Origin of the sequence: Mesorhizobium sp. M7A.F.Ca.MR.245.00.0.0 (assembly GCF_003997415.1) — a bacterium.
Lineage (GTDB): Bacteria > Pseudomonadota > Alphaproteobacteria > Rhizobiales > Rhizobiaceae > Mesorhizobium.
On the sequence record NZ_RZTE01000022.1, the window covers coordinates 38,447 to 57,245 of the forward strand.

Sequence of the window (18,799 nt, forward strand, 5' to 3'; positions counted from 1 at the left end):
GCCGAACCCTTGGGCGCGACATCGGCAAGCGAGATGTCGCCGACCCGCGCCAGCCGCTTGATCGCCGATTCTTCGCGGACAAGCCGTTCGCGTGTCACAGCGTTGGCGCCGACCACGACGAGCGGTGCAATGGCTGCCGGCGGCACGTTCATCTCCGAGCGCACGGAGCGGATGCCGGAGACGAGATCGACCAGCCAATTGATGTCGGCTGCAGCCTCGGCGTCTTCGAAGTCCGGCGACGGCCACGCGGCGTGGCACAGCAGCGAGGGGCGTTGCTTGCCTTCGCCAGCGGTCTGCGCCCACAGTTCCTCGGTCATGAACGGCATCATCGGATGCAGCAGCTTATAGATCTCGTCGAGCACGAAGGCGACGCAGGCACGGCTTTCGGCTTTGGCCGCCTCGTCGGTGCCCATGAACACCGGCTTCAGCAATTCCAGATACCAGTCGCAGAACAGGTTCCAGACGAAGCGGTAGGCGGCACCCGCCGCCTCGTTGAAGCGGTATGAGGTGATGCCGTCGGTGATCTCGCGCGCCGCGCGCGTCAGCTCGGTCAGGATCCAGCGGTTGACCGCCAGCCTGGCGTCGTTCAGCCAGAAATCGTCATTGCGCGCGACCTCGTTCATTTCGGCAAAACGCGTCGCGTTCCACAGCTTGGTGCCGAAATTGCGATAGCCGGCGATGCGCGCCGGATCGAGCTTCACGTCACGGCCTTGTGCCGCCATCACCGTCAGGGTGAAGCGCAGTGCATCCGCGCCATATTCGTCGATAAGGTCGAGCGGATCGATGACGTTGCCTTTCGACTTCGACATCTTCTGCCCGTTCTTGTCGCGCACCAGCGCATGGACATAGACGGTGTGGAATGGCTCCTCGACCATGAAGTGCAGACCCATCATCATCATGCGGGCGACCCAGAAGAAGATGATGTCGAAGCCTGTCACCAGCACGTCGGTCTGGTAGTAGGTCTTCAGCTCGGGCGTCTCGTCGGGCCAACCCAGCGTCGAAAACGGCCACAGCGCCGATGAGAACCAGGTGTCCAGCACATCCTCGTCGCGGGTCAGGATCTCGCCCGGCTTGAAGTTCTCCAGCTTGTCCTCGACCCAGGCCTTCCACGGTCCTTCCAGCGCCAGATAAAATTCGATCGCGGCGCTCAGCGCCTCTTCCTCGGTCTTCTCGACGAAGACGCGCCCGTCCGGCCCGTACCAGGCCGGGATCTGGTGACCCCACCACAGCTGGCGCGAGATGCACCAAGGCTGGATGTTCTCCATCCAGTCGAAATAGGTCTTCTCCCAGTTCTTCGGCACGAAGTTCGTGCGACCTTCGCGCACGGAAGCGATCGCCGGCTTGGCCAGTTCCGCCGCATTGGCATACCATTGCTCGGTCAGGAATGGCTCGATCGGCACGCCTCCGCGATCGCCATGCGGCACGGCGTGGCGATGCGGCTCGACCTTTTCGAGGAAGCCGCCCTCTTCCATCAACTCGACGATCTTCTTGCGTGCGACGAAGCGATCGAGGCCGTCGAGTTCGTCCCAGACAAGCTGGCGCTCCGGCGTCACCTCGAGACCGGCAAGGAAATCCTCATTACCCCTGAGGCTTACCGCCGCCTCCGTGGTCAGGATATTGATCGCCGGCAGCTTGTGGCGCTTGCCGACCTCGAAGTCATTGAAGTCATGCGCCGGCGTGATCTTGACCGCGCCCGAACCCTTTTCCGGATCGGAATACTCGTCCGCCACCACGGGAATCCTGCGACCGACGATCGGCAGGACGATGTTCTTGCCGACCAGATGCCGGAAGCGCTCGTCGTCAGGGTGCACGGCGACGGCCGTGTCGCCCAGCATCGTCTCCGGGCGCGTCGTCGCCACGGTGATGAAGGTTGTTGGGTTTTCCGGGTCGAAGACCTGGCCCTCTATGGGATAGCGGAAGTGCCAGAGATTGCCGTTGACCTCCTGCTGCTCGACCTCGAGATCGGAGATCGCGGTGAGCAGCTTGGGGTCCCAGTTCACAAGGCGCTTATCCTTGTAGATCAGCCCTTCCTTGTAGAGCGTGACGAACACTTCGAGCACGGCTTTGGACAGGCCTTCGTCCATGGTGAAGCGTTCGCGTGACCAGTCGGCCGAGGCGCCCAGCCGCTTCAGCTGGTTGAAGATGGCGCCGCCGGATTCGGCCTTCCACTCCCACACTTTCTCGATAAACTGTTCGCGGGTGAGGTCGCGGCGATGGATCTGCTTTTCCATCAGCTGGCGCTCGACAACCATCTGCGTGGCAATACCGGCATGGTCCATGCCCGGCTGCCACAGGACGTTTTTGCCGCGCATTCGCTCGAAGCGCACCAATATATCCTGCAGCGTGTTGTTGAGCGCGTGGCCCATATGCAACGAACCGGTGACGTTCGGCGGCGGGATGACGATGGTGAAGGCTTCCGCCCCCTCCTCGGCTCCGGCGCCGGCACGAAACGCGTCGGCCTCTTCCCAGACTTTGGCGATCTTCGGCTCGACGGTTTTGGCGTCGTAGGTCTTTTCAAGCATGGGAAAATGGTCCGCGCTGTCGGGAGTTTGCTGGTCCGGTGTAAATCGGAAGGTTTTGGCCAAGTCAACCGCAAGGGCTGTCTCGGACCCTCACAACCAGATAGGCGCGGCCCTGGTCATTTCAACGTAACGCGATCCGTCGTCCTGCCAACAAACTGACCTCACCAAAAGAAACGGCGCCACGAAGGCGCCGTTTCCTCTAGCAATCGGCATGGGGAGCTACTGCGCCCCGCGCGCCACGCGCTCGATCTCCTCGCGCACCAGCCTTTCGACCAGTGTCGGCAGATTGTTGTCCAGCCAATCCTGCAGCATCGGCCGCAGCATCTCTTCGGCCATCTCGTCGAATGTCTTCTTGCTGCGGCTGGCAAACGCATCGGAAAGCTCGCCAAAGGCAGCCGCGACCTGACGGCCGGTATGCTCGGAAACGATCGCCGGACGCGGCGCGTCGCTGGCCGCCACCGGCCGCACCACGCTTGCATCCGGACGAGACGGCTCGGGTTCGACGGCTACTTTCGCGGTCGGTTCGTCCCTTGGAGTCTCCACGGACGGCTGGGCAGCCGTCTTGCGTGCCTCGCTCCGGTCCGACACCGCCCTCGCCTGCTCACCGACCGCGGCGATCTCACGACGCCAATCGGCGATGGAAGCGTCGGCGACAGGACGCGATCCCGGCGATTCAACCGTGATTGGCTCGGCGGCGACGCGGGCGCTGACTTCGGCAAGTGCCATCGATGGCTTTGCCGGGCTGGGATCGGGGCGCGCAGGCGTTTCCATGCGCGCGACCACCGGCTCGGCCGCCGGCAACTGTGCCTGGACTTCCGTCAGCGTCACCGGCTTCCTGCCTTCGGGGGCGGCATGCAGGTCGGCACGGAATGCTTCCACGTCGGGGGCCGCATAGGCGCTCGACGCGCGCTCCAGATCCTGGCTCAGCTCATCGGCGTCGCCCGGCTGCTTGCGGCCGCCGTCGCTGTCCTCGATGATCCGCCTGATGGAAGCCAGTATCTCTTCCATGGAAGGTTCGCGCTGTGCGCTGCTTGCCGTTGCCATCGTCACATCCGCCGCCTTTGTGACCCCTGTGGGTTTCCGCTCCGGCAGAGCCGGATCGAATCATGGCGACAGCGTAACCGACGGATCGCCGCACGAGAATCCCCAATCTGGGGACTTGTGGGATTTCAACAGATTAGCGCAATCTGAACCCGAGTGCGAAAGATTCTGCTCAAACGAGGAATCACGACCAGTCCTGGCCAAACGCCTCAGCGACCGTCCGGCGTGCGCAGGCCGTACCACTTGTCCTTGACCGCGTTGTAATGCTCTTCAGGCTTGTACTTCGCTACCTGCAAGCCAAGGCGGTCGACGGACAGACGGCCGGTCGCCTGCAGAATGGCGTAACTCGCCACCACCACATCATGTTCGTAACCGGCCTGGTTGATCTGGGCGGTGATGACCGTCGCCTGTGCGTTGAGGACGTCGAGCGTGGTGCGCTGGCCGACATTGCGTTCTTCGATGACACCGTTCAGTGCCAGCTTCGCGGCCTCGATCACTTGCCTGTTGGCCGTCAGCTGCTGCTGCGCGGCGGTATACTCGGTCCAGGCGGCGGTGACGGCCTGGCGCACCTGGTCGCGGCTGACGTCGACCTGGATGCGGGCCTGGCTGAGTGATTCCTTGTTCTGGCGCACGATCGCCGAGGTGCGGCCACCCGAATAGATCGGGATGGTCAGCGTTGCCCCGACACTGGCTGAATTGGTCGTGCCATCCTGCGAACCGACGCCTGGCAAAGGCGAGGTATTGCGATAGGCGCTCGAAACGCCGGCCGAAGCCGACAGCTGCGGCAACAGCGCGCCTTCGGCCGACTTCACCGAAAACGCGGCGGCGTCGACCAGATGCTGCGTGGCAAGGATGGCCGGATGCTCGTTCGAGGCCACCCCGACGGCGGCGGCGAGGCTCGACGGCAACAGCTTTGCCACCGGCGAAGCGCCCTTGAGCTTGCCCGGCTCGTCGCCGACGATCTGGCGATAGAGCGCCGCACTTGCCAGCGCCTGCGCCCGGGCAGCACTCAGCGATGCCACGGCGGCGGCGCGTGAGGCGTCGGCCTGGGCGACATCGGTGCGCGTGCCTTCACCAACTTCGAAACGCGAACGCGCCGCGCGCGCCGTTTCGGTCAGGAACTGCAGGTTCTGCTCGGTCAGCACAGCGACCTGCCGGTCGCGAATCACGTTCATATAGGCCTGGGCCGCGCTGAACAGGATGCCCTCTTCGGTGTTGCGCAGGCTTTCGACCGAAGCCCGGACCTGCGCTTCGGCGGCAGCGACATTGTTCCTGGTCTGAAAGCCGTCGAACAGCGTCTGGTCGATCTGGACGCCAAAATTGCCGGTGGTCAGCCGCACGCTTGAATTGGTGCCGTTGAGATGGCTGCTCGAATAATCGATATTCGCCGAGCCGGTGACAACCGGACGGTAGCCCGACTTGGCGATGGCGACGCCCTCGTCGGTGACGCGAACGCCGGCGCGGGATGCATTCAGCGAAGAATTGTACTGGTAGGCCTTTGCAAGCGCGCCGGAGATGGTTTCGGCTGAAGCGGCCAGTGGGGACAGCATGGTCGCCGAAACGAGGACGGCGGTGAAAAGTGACTTGCGTAAAGACGGCACGGTTAAACCCTCATTCGTTTTCCATGGGAACCGCGCCGCGCCTGCTTCTCTCATAGATCAGCCGGCGCCGCGTGTTCGATGTTCCCTGCTGCTCACCCCAAAGTGCCCCCAGTTTGGCATCAGCAGCGATCGTTCAAATGCAAGCGACCATGACAAAGCCTCTGCTGCAAGGCCAAATCATTCAGAATTCGAAAGCACGAATGCGTTCAAACCCCGGTAGTGGCTTAATTGCCGCATTAAATGCCCGTCTTCCGGTTACAACCCCCCCGGCCTTGAAAAAGAGACGAGCCACGCCGGAATTGCCCTGCCCTTCGACGGCGACAAGGCGGCCGCCCTCGGCGAGCTGGTCCAGCAGCGTCACAGGGACTTCCGCGACGCTGCCGCCGACAAGGACGACGTCATAAGGCGCCTGGGCGGCATGCCCTTGCGGCAGCGCACCCTGGACGACGGTCACATTGCCGCAGCCCAGCGACGAAAGCGTCGATCTGGCGGTTTCCGCCAGCGCCGAATCACTCTCAAGCGCCACCACGGACCTGGCCAGCCGCGACAGGATGGCCGAGGCGTAGCCGGTTCCGCAACCGACATCGAGCGCCGAATCGGTCGGGTTGATCTCGGCCAGTTGGATAAGCTTGGCCAACGGGGATGCTTCCATCAGGTACCGTGCGCCGTCCGCGCCGGCGGCAATGCGGATGTCCTCGTCGATATAGGCGAGATCGCGCTGGGCGGCGCCGACAAACATCTCTCTTGGGACGACAAGCATTGCATCAAGCAGCGGCGCACTGGTCACATCGGTGGTGCGGACCTGGCCGTCGACCATCTTGACGCGTAGTTCGGAGAAATCAGCGCTCATGTCCCAACCAATCCGCTTGCCGCGCCAGAACCGCGGTCCATTGTGTCAGGAACTTCAGGCCCCTGCGCTGCCGCGCGGGGGCCCGGGCATTGGAGGCCTCGCCCGGAATCGAACCGGGGTGCAAGGATTTGCAGTCCTCTGCGTAACCACTCCGCCACGAGGCCTCATTGCTCCCGGCGTTCCACCCGGTTCCAATAGGTTGCGGCGAAAATGCCGTCAAGCGGCCACCGTGCATTCCGAACGGTTTCCTAGCGTCAGTCCGGACGGCATCCGGCAAATCGTCGGACCGGGCCTGACCGCTCCATTAGCGGACAATTAAGCATAGCCTGCCCGGAGGAGAAACTCATCGGCGGCCCGTGCGTTGGACATGGCAGGAGGAAGAGCCATGCGCCGGACAATGGCAGCAAATACGAGTGCCTCGTCCGGCCTGTCCCTGCTACAATGCGGAGAGCTTCTGCATTACGCAATCGACCGTCTGTCCATCGAAGGTGCGGACAGCCTGTCGCCGCACGACAGGGCAAGGCTTGCCTCGGCCGCGGCGATTCTCAAGCAGATCCATGAGGCACTGGAAGAACACGCCGCCCGTTGAACACCCACCCTGCGCTATCGGCGGTCAATCGGGCCGGCGACGCCGTTCCCACCAGACGACAAAGCGACGCCGGTGACGGCGAACCATGGCGAATTCATAGGACAGCACCAGCAATCCGAGCGGAACCATCCAGAAGCCGAGGATCGGCAGGAAACCGAGGATACCGCCGATGGTCAGCAGGATGCCGATCGTGATTCTGAGCCCGCGCGAGCGCGGCATTTTGAACTCGCGCCCGAAAACGGAGATTTTCCGCGCCGGCATCTGGTTGTCTTGTGCTGTCATCGTCTCGAAAAATTGACCCGTTTGATTTTTCGCAAGCATGCTGGAACCAAAGCCGCCGCCGCGCTTTCGGTTCCATATCCCTGCCAAGACGGCTAATATGAGGGCAACCGTCGACGATTGCGAGAAAGGCCTGCGCGAAAAAGCCTCGGAAAAATGTGAAAAGCTTCTTTGCAAAGCCGAAAAGGGCAGCTATAGGCTGCGCCACTCACATAAGAGCATCCGTTCCCCGGTAGCTCAGTGGTAGAGCAACCGGCTGTTAACCGGTTGGTCGCTGGTTCGAATCCGGCCCGGGGAGCCACTTATTCCAGAAATGCCTTGAAACCCAAGGACTGCAAGGGTTTCTGCTTCCCCAGAGATACACCGCGAGATACACTGCGGGGTACCCTGAGCATGAAGATTGACGTGAAGCATATACAGAAACGCGGCAAAGCCGGATGGCGCTACAGGCGCAAAATTCCGAAGAAACTTCAGCTCGCTGCTGGCAAGTTGGAAATCCTGATAACCCTTGGGAGCACAGAGCAGGAAGCCCTGAGGGCGTACCCAAAGGTGCATGCTCAGGCAGAGCAACAGTTGCGTGTATGGTCGCGCCCCCATAGCCCTATCAGTACCAATGCCACCCCCTCCCCGACTGAGTTTGAGCAATTCAGGCTGAGTCGCGCCCGGCTTAGGGCTCTCAGCCTTGACCCCGAGTGGGCCGGCCAGGAAGACGACGACGACCCAGAGGCGCTGGCAAGGGAACTGATTGCCGAACAGATCGCCGACAAGTACCCAGTGGACGAATACGGCCACCCTGTCGGCATTGAGACAGAAGACCGAGCCCTCATCCACGCTTTGGTTCTCGGTGAGCGCCGGCGGCGACCAGACCCGACGCTTGAGGACGCCAAGCGGCTCTATCTAAAGGAGCGCGTCGGAGAAGACGAAACGAAGCAGATGGAGCTTGAGAGGGTCTTCAAGCTCGTCAAGGAAGCGCTAAGCAAGGACCGCAAACTGTCGAGCCTCAAGCGAGAGGACGCCAAGGAAGTCCGCGATCACATGCTTGATGGACGCAAAGCATCTTCCGTGGACCGCTATCTGAATGTGGTCCGTGCTGTGATCAACCATGCCGTGCGGGAGTTCGACCTGGCTGGCGTCATCAACCCTTTCATGAATTTGGAAGCGGCACCAAAGGATAAGGCCGAGCCCGACAAAGACAAGCGCCGCCCTTTCACGGACGCCGAGGTCACAGCCATAACCGCCCGCATCGCGTACCATGCGAAGGCAGACCTTCAACACATCTGGGCAATCCTAAATGGTACCGGATGCCGTCTCGCTGAGGTCTCAGGTCTTCGTGTTGCGGACGTGCACGCTGACCACGTCGTTCCGCACATCACGGTTGAATGGCACGATGACCGCCGTATTAAGAATGCGGTATCTAGGCGAAATGTGCCGTTGATCGGTGGGGCGCTGGAGGCCGCAAAGGAAGCCGTCAAGGCTGCCGGCAGCGCAACAATGCTCTTTCCGACCTACGGGCGTCCCAAAGGCGCGTCGTCGGCTTCTGCCGCCCTGGGCAAGCACGTTCGGGCGTGTGTGACTGATCCAAAAGCCACTACTCACTCGCTTCGGCACCTCATGAAGGACCGCTTACGCTTAGCCGGTGTCACCAAGTCAGACCAAGACATTGTTCTGGGTCATTCCTCGGGCAGCGTTGGAGAGGACTATGGTGGCGACGAGGCTCGGCTTGAGATGGCCAGACGGGCGCTTGAGAAGGCTGTAATCTGACGGAACCTTCAGCGCATGACCTTGCTAGTCTCAGCGATGATTTTGGGGTTCGGTCCAATAGCAATCGTGTAGCTAAAGCGCGCCACACCCTTTGCCTGCTTGTGCCTTGGCAGGCTGCGGACAACCCAGTCGTATGTGCCCGAAACCATGCATCGTTCATTGGCACAGGTAACTATGACGCTCTCGTCGTGGAGGTTGTATCCCCGCTCGGGCCATCGTTGGAAATAGCTCCTTTTGTCGGCGATGATAGAGTTTAGGTCCGTTGGCTTCCCGTAATAGTCGACAATGCCAGCATATGACGTTTGAACCTGGGCGATCGCCAAATCTGCGTTATCGCCGTGGTGCTCAATGAGGCCTTTGATAAATGCTACCGCCGCACTCTCTAGCTGTCGTTCATCCACGCTGGCTTGAGCCGGGGGCAGACTGGGCGTGGACGGCACTTGCGATGTATCCACGGACTGCGGTGTGGGGATAAAGTTCGTTACGCGCAGCTCAGCCATTTCACTGGCGGACAAATATCGCATATCAGACCTGTCGTAGGTCAACGCCACGCCCATCAACTTGGGGTCTACACCCATCTCGGTCATGTAAGACATGATATCGGCAGTTGCGGCTTGAACGCTCGAAACAGCCTCATCTGTAGACATCCCGCTGTCGGGAGCGAAGGATGAGCGATGAACACCTATCGAGCCGGCATCTGCGACCCGACGAACACCACCCATAAAAGCCAATGAACAGGCAGACGCGCACTGCAATTGCCGAACTTGAAGCGTATCCAAACCTGCCGCCCGGATCATCCGTCCGAGCTGCATCGCACTTCCGATACTGCCTCCACCCGAGTCGAAGACGATCACCCTGGCTCCGCTGCTGGTAACGGCGCGGCTAAATTCATTCAACGGTTCGTTGATTTTAAATTCACCGGAAACGATGAGAAACGGAAGCGCATCTGGGGATGAAACAGGCTTGTATTCCAAAGCCTTTGCTGAACCAATCGATGCGGCAATAATTGACGCAACGGCAACAACTCTCAAAACGGAACGCATAACTCGCCATCCCAGCCTACCGCCCCAAGTAAGAGCCACTTGCAGAACTATTTCAAGAGGCAACTGAGCATCATTCCATATCGATGAAATCATCGTCGTCTAAATCACCCGCGTTGTCACCAGCGTACGACAGGCGAATGTTGGCGGGTCTTCCCACCTCGTGGAACCAAAGGTCCACAATCTTTGTGTCATCGCTACTTGGTCGCGGTGACGCTTCTCGCACCTTGAAAGTCGTAGGCAAGTTGACCGACGTCCCGAAGACAAGAGCGTGCTGCTTGGGCAGCGATGGAAGGCGTTTCAGAACTGCGTCGGATATGAATGGAGTCATTTGGCGAATCTGCGACAGGTCATCTGGGTTTTGAATGCGGTGCACCACGAAATTGGAGCACTGACTAAGAACCGTCTTGGATAGTTCGCTAGGTCGCTGCGAGGCGAGCATAATGAACATCCCGTACTTGCGCCCCTCTTTGGCTATCCGTTCAAATCCCTTGGTAGCGTCGACCGCGTAACGCGATGGCGTGGCACCGATGTAGCGGTGGGCCTCTTCCAAGAGAAGGTGAATCGGAAATCGGTTCCTTGGATCGGCGCGTCGTAGCAGCTTAAAAAGCATCCGAGCCGTGACGGAACTTACCAGTTCGACCACCTCATCCTCGACGTCGTTCATATCTAGGACGACTATCTGGTTCTTCTTAGTGACGGATACGCCTTCGCCCTCTAGCCCCAGAAGCCGAGTGAGAAAGTCGATAGGAGATGGTGCTTCAGCCAATTCCGGATTGCTATGCCGGAGAAAGGCGTACTCGGCCCGGTCTTTCAGTGACTTTAACCGGGTGACCATGGATGAGCAGTAGTCACGGATTTGGCGGTTGCCGTGAGCTTCCTCGTAGAGAATTGCAAAGTCCATGCACTCTTCCAGATCTTCAAACGCGAAGGGTGTGTGGTCGTAAGAGGGGAAATGGACGTCTTCGTGGACTCTGACGCGAACCTGCGCGAGGAAGGCCTCCTGACTGTTGGCTCCGACGAAGTTGCCGTATTGGAGGTTGGGATTGAACTGGTTCAGCAACGCCATGTTGAGGTTGGATGTCGGGTACTTTTGCAAAAGGGATACTACCCGCTGGAATTTCGCGACAGGCGAATCTCCGTCAGCTCCGCGAAAGCACTCTACGATGCAGGTGGCAATGAAATGCTCTTTGATTTGGAGAGATGCTGTGGAGCTGCCGTGGAACAGGCTTGTTAGACCAAGCGCCATCCTCAAAACGGGCAATTGGGTCCTCTCGCTGGCCTGGAGCAATAGTTCCCATTCCGCCATCTCTAGATACCAATGGGGAAGGCGGAAACCAGTGGCCGCCCCGTTGAGGACGATGTGCTCAACGCCGATCCGGCCCGGTTTGGCTAGTGGCTCAAACGCAGCCCGATACTCGCCGTTCACGTCAAAGACGACGAACGTCGCGCCACGCGCGAGGTGCTCATCCGGCTTCTCGAACAACGACTGAAGGATTGATGCAACGGTGCAGGACTTACCGCTGCCGGTGTTTCCGAGAATCGCGACGTGGCCACCGAAGAACTCGTCGAGGTGAACCTTCACTTCATAGTCCTCGAAGATCACCGACTTACCTATGGAAAGCACGCGATATCTACTGGCGTTGGCCGGAATGCAACCTTCGCCATTGAATCCAATTGACGGTTCAACAGCCGTCTGCGTCTCGAAGATGCGATCTAGCTCATGATCCAGCGCGTAGAGTGCATCGGCGTAGAGCGACGGAAAGACCGACACACCGAAGCGGAATGTTCCGCCGCGCGCGGGGAGCATCCCAACAGGTACCACGTCCAGGAATTTGGAAGAGCCCGCCCGATCAAAGTCCGAGCGCTCGTCCGTCCGGCTCACATCCCTCTCGCGCAGTCCAACGACCTCTACGACCACGTACTCCGACTGGCTAGGGATCATTAGAAACGAGCCTAGCCTTGCCACATAGTGAACGTCGTCAAATCCGACAACCGTGAAGTTGTCAGTGCCTGCGTGCATTTCAACGATGAAGTGATCGGCAGCGACAGACACCAGCTTCCCAACCGCCCGCTTGCGATCATCGTTACTCATTCCCCGTCATCCTTCGCTGGCGGTGCCATCTCCAGTATGGCCTTCCGCACAGCCTCATCGATCCGGTCGCTCGGGCGCTGGGGCATGAAATGCTCGACGATGGTATCGAAATAATGCGCGCGCGAGCCGTCGACCGGCCCATCGCCTCCAATGATCCAAATCCTTGGATCGCGAAGGCCTCGGAGCTTGGCGATATCGCCTTCGGTGTCTGGGGACGCAAAAATGACAAGCCGAAACGTGGGGATCGTTAGGGCCTGATAGATAATGTTATTTATGTGCTCGTCGCCGAAGGCATATCCAGCCGTGATCAGCACGCTCTGTTCGCGCACGACGCGCGACTGAAACTCGCGGAAGAGGTCTGCGTAAGGCGAAGCTAGTGACGCATTCTGTTTGGCGGGCGTGGGATATATAAGCATACGCTTGGGGTCATGCTGCGGCCACGCTTCGCGGATGGGGAACAACCCGTGGTCATCTTCCGTCCAGGTCACCGATCCGTGCAGCTTGCATAGGTATACGAACGCATCGACTGCCGTCCACTTTCGGCTTCCGACATCTAGTTGCTCTGCGAGAGCATAGCGGAAAGTAGCTGGGTTAAATCGACGTTCAATTATACCGCTAAAGCCGTTGGCGTAAGGGATGCCAAGACGGTCCATGGCCGTCTCATTAAACACGTCATAATTGGTCGTGAAGACCCAAGGTCGTGGTAGCGAACGGTCACGCAGGACGAGCTTCTTGTAGAAGCGTTCGTATAGGTCCCGAACTTCGGTGTCACCATTGTTGAAGGCACCATTCGTCAAGTGCGACCACAAGAAAGATTGCACCTTTCCGATGATGTTGTCGATCAGATCGCGCTGAGGCCAATGAGAGGATTTCGCACTCTGACGCAGCAAGAAGCGCTGACTGAAGAGGACTTCCATCAAGCGTTCAAGGTTGCGATTGTATCCACTCTCAAGATCGATACCAAGGACTGCCAGGTACTCGTACTCAGGCTTTGTCAGCCGCCAAGATACGGGCTTGCTGTCCAAATCAGGCACTTGGTCGCCTGCAGACTCAGGTCGGAGCATAACGTCAGCGCCGTCTTCGCCCCTCACGAAGTGCTCGCTACCTGTCTCCACTCGCTCATCGTCTTCTACCAAATCAGTTTCTGTGAAATCGGCCGCCACCGCAGCAATTGTCTCACCGCAAAACTCCTTCGCCAGCGGCGCCATTGTCGGTATGCCAAGCTCAGCGCCATCCCTCATGAGGGACGAGCACCCCGCACCCAGCAGGAACGCAATGTTCCTGGCGTTCAGCGCCTCTGAAATCGCTTGGCGCGCGCTCTCAATCCCCTTCCCCCAGTCCATATTGGACGGTTCGGCTTCACCGTTTCGCAAAAAAGCGAAAGTCCTGACACTTGCTTCGCCCCCATCCATCTATCCTGCCCCGTTCTGATTCTAACGCCCAAGCACGCCCCGTAAAAAGTATAGGCTCTATTGCTGGGAAAAGCATTCGCACCTGATATAGCGTAACAACAGTATCCCCGCGCGATTATCTTCTATTGGTTTCGCGCGAATGTGATAGCATTTGCGGGCGGCACTGAGTCGCATTGGAGACGGCAATGCCCAAGAAGCCTGCGCCACCCCCGCCAAGGAAGACGGTTTATCGCGACTCTACTGATGGCCAGTTCGTGAAGAAGAACTATGCGGAGAAGCATCCCAATACGACTGAAAAGGAGCGTGTGGTCATTGTTCCTCCGGGCAATGGCTAACGCCGGGGAGAATTTGACCGGTGCCGGCCTCACCAAAGTTAACACGAGTTTGAACGCCGACTAGTCCGACACGCCTGACTACCACTCTGGCTTATAGGCCATTTGCGAAATCACTTTCGTTGCGTCGGCACGCCCTCGGTACTTCCCGATCAAGGCTCCCTGATCTTCCTCCGAGACTGAACTTACGCGGTAGAGGTTCCACATCTTGTCCTTCGTTGGCGAGAGACGGTATGTCCTGCCGTTGGCGCGGCAATACCAATGAGGGGATTTCTGGAGCTGCGTCCACTTGCAGTCTGCGCCTGACAGGAGCCGCTGTTCGCGAGCTATCCGGTCCTCCTCACGCAAGCTCTTGTACCGTTCCTCCTGCTCGACCCGGAGCCGCTCCTCTTCCCGCTCCACGTGATCCCTAAGCAAGCCGATGATGGCCGGAAGCTCGGTGCCCTCGGCCCTTTCCTTCTCGTAGAGCGCGAGACACCCAGGGAGAAGCTCCTCTTTTGAGTACGAGAAGTATTCCTCGTCCTCGAACGCTCTCAGGCGCTGGCCGACATCTGTCGCCGTAACCTGGCCCATCATCGCGAACCTCCTGGCTGGAAGCCTAATAGGTGCCTGGCTCGGGGCCGGATGGGCGACCCGCCTTCGAGCTGAGACCCTCTACAAGACCATCTCGATCATACTGCTTCTCATCGCCGGGGTGCTGCTGTTCGGACACAACGCTCACGCCAACAGCGCCTTGCTTAGCGGCCCAGCACAGTTGATCGCCGGGGTCGTCGCTGGGTTCATCATAGGCATCGTGGCGGCACTGCTCGGGGTGGCCGGTGGCGAACTACTGATCCCAACACTGATCCTGCTGTTCGGAGCCGACATCAAGCTCGCCGGCAGCCTGTCGCTTGCTGTGAGCTTGCCGACCATGATTGTCGGTTTCGCTCGCTACAGCCGCGACCAAAGCTTCTCCGTGATCCGACGCAACGTCGCGTTCGTGTTGGTCATGGCCTGCGGCTCGGTGGTGGGGACGTTCTTGGGAGGGCAGATGCTCGGACTTGTTCCCAGCGGTGTCCTCTTGCCATTGCTGGCAGCGATCTTGGTAATCTCAGCGGTGAAGGTTTGGCGTCACTGACGACGCACCTCCCTCCCTTAGCAGCCCCTCGTGCGCTCAAATCACGACTCGGAACGATCATGTGCGACGCGAGTTAACCATGCAGAGCGGTCGATTCCTCAAGGGGATGTAGCCGCTCAAAGGGCCCGCTGCCTGTTCCCTCCGGTGGCGGGTCTTTCCTTTTGGCGCTATAAAGACCGAAGCATCCCCTGCTCCTTAGCAGCCTCCTCGAAGGCCTTCTGAACATCCTGGGGTGACGCTCGATCCTCAAAGCAGTCAATGCAGAGCTGCACCGCCTTGTTCCACTTCGGTCCCTTCTCGGGCCACTTCATGAGTTCCTCAGCAGCAGCCTCGACGTTGCTGACGCCCAGCGTGATGCCGACCTTCTCGGTCCTGACGGGGACCACAGGGCTGAACCAATGGAGTGCCATTAGCGAAATCTAATACACGTCTTGTCTGTTGGATAGTGACGTGATTGTCGGGTTCGTGCCGGCTGAGGGGACCCCGTGCAATTCACATTTCACTGTCAATCGCGCGCCACAAGGGGTAGGTTCATTAAATCGTCAGCACGTTTTACGGGCGCGGACGGCAGGGAGATTGGAAAGCTCTTGCCCCAACTGGGATTGAGCCATGACCAATCCAGTGAACCATTCCTACAAGAACGAATTGCTGCGTCGGCTTAACCCTGGTGACCTAGCGCTTTTGCAGCCACACCTTGAGTTGTGTGACCTCAAGCTGAAAATGACCCTGGAGAAAGCCGATTCTGACATCCACACAGCTTACTTCGTGGAGGATGGCATCGCTTCTGTGGTCGCCGCAACGTTGGGTAAGGAAACTGAGGTTGGGCTCGTCGGATTTGAGGGAATGACTGGTACCGCGCTGGTGATGGGCGCTGACTATTCCGCGCATGAATGTTACGTCCAGTCCCCCGGTAGCGCATTCCGGATCGGAGTTAAGCCCTTCATGGCAGCTCTTGCGAACAGCCCGTCGTTGCGGCTGTTCCTCTTACGCTATGTTCAGTCTTTCCACATCCAGACCAGCTACACAGCCTTGATCAACGCAAAATCAAGCGTTGAAGAGCGTTTGGCGCGTTGGCTTCTAATGTGTGATGATCGGATCCACGGTGAACGCCTTGCGATCACCCACGAGTTTCTCGGCGTTATGCTGGGAACAAGACGCCCAGGAATTACCGTTGGGCTTCAGGTACTGGAAGGACGCGGTCTCATCTATTCCCGACGTGGCGAAGTGTTTATCCGAGACCGCAACGGCCTTAAATCATCGGCGAATGGCACCTACGGGCAGCCCGAGGCTCATTATATTCGGCTGCTTGGAGAATGACCTGGCGTTGATAATTTAGGGTTTCCTTATGGGCGTCTTCAATGGCGTCGAGCAATGAGGCTAGAGTTGGTGGCAACTCAGGGTCAACTTCCAACCCGAAGGCCTGCCGAACTTGATGGCGGTTGTCCTCGTTTCGTATCAGCTCCAGCAGATGGTCGGCAACGGTCTTGTGGCCGGCTTTGTCACGCTTCGTCATCAGGGAGTCCCCAGCGTCCTGGCTCCCTGAACTGTTTGTCCGACAAAAGGTTCCCGTTGGGGGGGTCGGAATATTTGGTGCAAATTTCTGAGCGGGTGATCGGATAACAAGCACGCGCGCCGACCCCCCGCACCCCCTCATCTTGCCGCGCCCGCGTGGGACGCACGATGCGCGACTAAGACCGCGCGCGAAGGCTGCCTCTCCCACACATTTCCCCACATGCAAGGCGCAACGCCATATGATCCAAGGCCTTGCAAGGGATAAGGCAACCCTTTGGTGCATCCTGCCAGGTCACCAATGGGGCGCATGAGGGTCGAGCGAGGGTGTGGCAAGGGTTCGCTATGTCTCGGCGCTATCCGCCAATCGGTGGTTTTGTCAGGTAAAGGGGTGTAGGGTGGCCGATGATTGAAGACCCATTCTTCGAAATCGTCCTGTCTAGCGCGCTTCGCAACACCCTTTCTGAAACCTGCGTTGACATGGTTCGAGCGCGCGACGCTCTTGCCGAAGTTCGCATGATCGCGATGGACGACGCCGCGCGCCGATACCATGTGCGCCTTGGTCTCGCCCTAAGGCAACCCTTCCGTCGCCCTTGATCGGTCTTTAGCTCCGCGCGTATAGGTGCCCGCATGGTTTCCGCTACGGACGACGACGGGTTTCGATTAGGCCGGTCACTGGCTGGCTCGCGGTCGTCCCCGTCCCTCCTCGGCTTCACGCGGCCGAAGCTCTGAGGGTCCTCCCTTATAGCGGGGAAGTGTCTCAAGTTCGGAACTGGAGAGATCGGTGGGCTTGCCTGACCACTAGCCAACCTCAGTCCCGTTGACCGCGTACCTAATTCTCAGGTACAAGGTACACAGATCAGGCCAGATGGCTTGCAGTGCAGGGGATAGGACCACAGAGAATGATCACGGCAGTTGCATACCTTCGGACCTCCAGTCGCTCCAATCTCGACGGTGACAGCGGCCCGAGACAGCGACAGGCGATTGAGGAATACGCCAAGCGGAACGGGATCGAGGTCGTGGAGGAGTTCTATGATGAAGCTGTCAAAGGAACAGACCACATCGACACCAGACCGGGGTTCCAGAAGCTCCTTGATTACATCGCAGGGAACGGGGCCAGGCTGATCTTGGTGGAGAACGTGAGCCGCTTCTCACGCGACCTGATCGTGCAGGAGACCGGGCACAAGCTCCTCCAGAACCTTGGCTATGAGTTGATCCCGGTCGACGCCCCCGACCACTTCACAGACGCCACCGAGACTGCCGTGCTGATCAGGCAAATACTCGGGGCGGTCGCTCAGTTCGAGAAGGCACAGCTTGTGGCGAAGCTCAAGGGCGCACGGGACAGGGCTTCCAAGGCCGCTGGGAGGCGTGTGGAGGGCAACCACGGTTACCGGGTGGACAAACCGGACCTGATCAAGGAAGCCAAGCGGTTGGCCCGCAAGAGCCCCAAGAGTGGTAAGGCGAGGAGTCTGCGCGAGATCGCGGCGGAGCTTGCACAGCTTGGCCACACGACCGCGAAGGGGCAGCCGTTCTCCGCATCTCAGGTTCAGCGGTTGATCGGGGCCGGCGAATAAGGCCTCCACTAGCTAAGGAAGGTCGAATATTAGCGATAGCTGACGAGCGGACTTCCTCTCCACTGGCACCTACGAAGGCGACTTCCCCACCCACTAGGACCTACGCAGGCGATAAGGCCCCAACTAGGACCTACGCAACGCCCCTCTCCCAGATCGACCAACCTGTGCAGACTCGACAGGCACCCTCGTTGCTCCTTCCGGGGGCGCTTGAAGGTGTCGCCGGGTGGTCGGTCTTGGTGAGGTGCGAATGTTCAGACGCGTGTCTGCTTATCCGTGCATTTCGATGGGGACAACCAAGCCCGTCGACCAAACCTAACAAAGGAGCGATGGAATACACGACCGAACTACTCGACCGAACCACCGGCGACCTTCACACCGTCTCACTCGGCAACTGGGTCTCCGTGACTGAATACGGCGCTTCCAAGAGCGTCGGACCTCGGCAAGTCCGAGCAATCCTGTCCCACCTCGGGCTACTCCAAGAACAGCTTGAGGTGTCCAAGTCGGGGCACTCTCGGGTAGCCCGAAGACGCCTCACGGACGAAGCCGTCAAGGCTGGTCTTGGCAAGCGTATCTATCCGAGGAAGGCGGGAAGCTATCCCTTCGATGTCCTGTCACCCGAAGGCCAATCTTGGGCCGACCTTAGGTGGGACCACGCGGTCAAGACCATGGCGTCCGAGATCGCTTCCAACCCGCTCGTCACGACTGCCATGGAATGCCTAGACCAGTTCAAGGCATCTCGATCGTCAGACATGACACCACAGATGGAAGTCTGCTTCCTGTCCGACTACTTCCCCGACCTTCCCCAGGTCGACATCTGCAGGATCACCGGAGCATCGCCCCGAATGGTGTCCCTGCATGTGAACACCCGAGCGGACCAGATCAGGGCATGGAAGGCTTGGAGGGGTAAGGCACTGAGTTGAACCCGGACTGGGGATTTCCCTCCTTGGTCTCCCCTTCTGTGGTCTTCAACTCGCAGGGTTTCCCTATGTCCCCCAATTGGTTCGCCTATGGCGTTCCCTGACTACGTCACCATGATCGTCATCCGACTGGATACCTACATTACACAAGGAGTTACAT

16 protein-coding genes, 2 tRNA genes and 1 pseudogene (1 of these 19 only partly in view) are annotated in these 18,799 nt (G+C 59.3%); 8 read left to right on the forward strand and 11 right to left on the reverse strand.

Annotated elements, in window-relative coordinates:
* From EOB80_RS21295 to EOB80_RS21315, 5 genes are all read right to left on the reverse strand, one after another.
* Positions 1-2,522: the 5' portion of a valine--tRNA ligase gene (locus EOB80_RS21295; RefSeq protein WP_127329525.1), read on the reverse strand. 268 nt of this gene lie to the left of the window's left edge; the window shows 2,522 of its 2,790 coding nt (coding positions 1-2,522); its start codon is at positions 2,520-2,522; its stop codon lies off the left edge, out of view.
* 219 nt (positions 2,523-2,741) lie between these two features.
* Entirely contained in the window at positions 2,742-3,566 is an 825-nt protein-coding gene (locus EOB80_RS21300; RefSeq protein WP_127329527.1) for a PopZ family protein, read from the reverse strand.
* 206 nt (positions 3,567-3,772) lie between these two features.
* Entirely contained in the window at positions 3,773-5,164 is a 1,392-nt protein-coding gene (locus EOB80_RS21305; RefSeq protein ID WP_127322716.1) for a TolC family outer membrane protein, read from the reverse strand.
* Positions 5,165-5,345: 181 nt separating this feature from the next.
* Positions 5,346-6,014, reverse strand: a complete 669-nt coding sequence (locus EOB80_RS21310) for a protein-L-isoaspartate O-methyltransferase (protein ID WP_127329529.1) — start codon at positions 6,012-6,014, stop codon at positions 5,346-5,348.
* Positions 6,015-6,104: 90 nt separating this feature from the next.
* Positions 6,105-6,178: transfer RNA gene (locus tag EOB80_RS21315), tRNA-Cys, on the reverse strand.
* 221 nt (positions 6,179-6,399) lie between these two features.
* Between EOB80_RS21315 and EOB80_RS21320 the strand changes: the two genes are divergently transcribed.
* Positions 6,400-6,603, forward strand: coding sequence for a hypothetical protein (locus tag EOB80_RS21320; RefSeq protein WP_127267807.1), 204 nt, complete (start codon positions 6,400-6,402; stop codon positions 6,601-6,603).
* A 24-nt stretch (positions 6,604-6,627) separates the two neighbouring features.
* On the opposite strand, the gene EOB80_RS21325 is transcribed toward EOB80_RS21320, so the two are convergent.
* Complete coding sequence (locus EOB80_RS21325) at positions 6,628-6,885, reverse strand: hypothetical protein (RefSeq protein WP_024503836.1); 258 nt, start codon at positions 6,883-6,885, stop codon at positions 6,628-6,630.
* A gap of 223 nt (positions 6,886-7,108) precedes the next feature.
* Here EOB80_RS21325 and EOB80_RS21330 point away from each other — a divergent pair.
* Positions 7,109-7,183 (forward strand) — tRNA-Asn (locus EOB80_RS21330).
* A gap of 92 nt (positions 7,184-7,275) precedes the next feature.
* A complete protein-coding gene (locus EOB80_RS21335; RefSeq protein ID WP_127329531.1) occupies positions 7,276-8,643 on the forward strand; it encodes a tyrosine-type recombinase/integrase in 1,368 nt (455 codons plus the stop codon).
* A gap of 8 nt (positions 8,644-8,651) precedes the next feature.
* On the opposite strand, the gene EOB80_RS21340 is transcribed toward EOB80_RS21335, so the two are convergent.
* The 3 genes from EOB80_RS21340 to EOB80_RS21350 form a co-directional block, all read right to left on the reverse strand.
* Positions 8,652-9,686, reverse strand: coding sequence for a hypothetical protein (locus EOB80_RS21340; RefSeq protein ID WP_127329533.1), 1,035 nt, complete (start codon positions 9,684-9,686; stop codon positions 8,652-8,654).
* Between the two features lie 70 nt (positions 9,687-9,756).
* Positions 9,757-11,778: an ATP-binding protein gene (locus EOB80_RS21345; protein ID WP_127329535.1), complete on the reverse strand. Its 2,022-nt coding sequence runs from the start codon at positions 11,776-11,778 to the stop codon at positions 9,757-9,759.
* A complete protein-coding gene (locus EOB80_RS21350; RefSeq protein WP_127329537.1) occupies positions 11,775-13,190 on the reverse strand; it encodes an SIR2 family protein in 1,416 nt (471 codons plus the stop codon). Before EOB80_RS21350 ends, EOB80_RS21345 begins: the two co-directional genes overlap by 4 nt.
* Before the next feature lie 185 nt (positions 13,191-13,375).
* On the opposite strand from EOB80_RS21350, the gene EOB80_RS34585 reads away from it, so the two are divergent.
* Entirely contained in the window at positions 13,376-13,525 is a 150-nt protein-coding gene (locus EOB80_RS34585; RefSeq protein WP_164762677.1) for a hypothetical protein, read from the forward strand.
* A gap of 78 nt (positions 13,526-13,603) precedes the next feature.
* On the opposite strand, the gene EOB80_RS21355 is transcribed toward EOB80_RS34585, so the two are convergent.
* On the reverse strand, positions 13,604-14,098 hold the full coding sequence (locus tag EOB80_RS21355; protein WP_127329539.1) for a hypothetical protein: 495 nt from the start codon (positions 14,096-14,098) through the stop codon (positions 13,604-13,606).
* Between EOB80_RS21355 and EOB80_RS21360 the strand changes: the two are divergent.
* Positions 14,070-14,639: pseudogene (locus EOB80_RS21360) on the forward strand (sulfite exporter TauE/SafE family protein); the annotation flags it as partial. The gene EOB80_RS21355 and the pseudogene EOB80_RS21360 sit on opposite strands and share 29 nt — an antisense overlap.
* 167 nt (positions 14,640-14,806) lie before the next feature.
* Here the strand turns inward: EOB80_RS21360 and EOB80_RS21365 are convergent.
* Positions 14,807-15,049 carry a DUF982 domain-containing protein gene (locus tag EOB80_RS21365; protein WP_127329541.1) on the reverse strand — a complete coding sequence of 81 codons (243 nt, stop codon included), beginning with the start codon at positions 15,047-15,049 and terminating at the stop codon, positions 14,807-14,809.
* Positions 15,050-15,248: 199 nt separating this feature from the next.
* Between EOB80_RS21365 and EOB80_RS21370 the strand changes: the two genes are divergently transcribed.
* The 3 genes from EOB80_RS21370 (at position 15,249) to EOB80_RS34820 (ending at position 18,642) form a co-directional block, all read left to right on the forward strand.
* Positions 15,249-15,956 (forward strand): Crp/Fnr family transcriptional regulator, encoded by a 708-nt coding sequence (locus EOB80_RS21370; RefSeq protein WP_127329543.1) that lies wholly within the window; start codon positions 15,249-15,251, stop codon positions 15,954-15,956.
* A gap of 1,094 nt (positions 15,957-17,050) precedes the next feature.
* Positions 17,051-17,722 carry a recombinase family protein gene (locus EOB80_RS21375; RefSeq protein ID WP_127329545.1) on the forward strand — a complete coding sequence of 224 codons (672 nt, stop codon included), beginning with the start codon at positions 17,051-17,053 and terminating at the stop codon, positions 17,720-17,722.
* Between the two features lie 326 nt (positions 17,723-18,048).
* Positions 18,049-18,642, forward strand: coding sequence for a hypothetical protein (locus tag EOB80_RS34820; RefSeq protein ID WP_127329547.1), 594 nt, complete (start codon positions 18,049-18,051; stop codon positions 18,640-18,642).
* Positions 18,643-18,799: the final 157 nt, after the last annotated feature.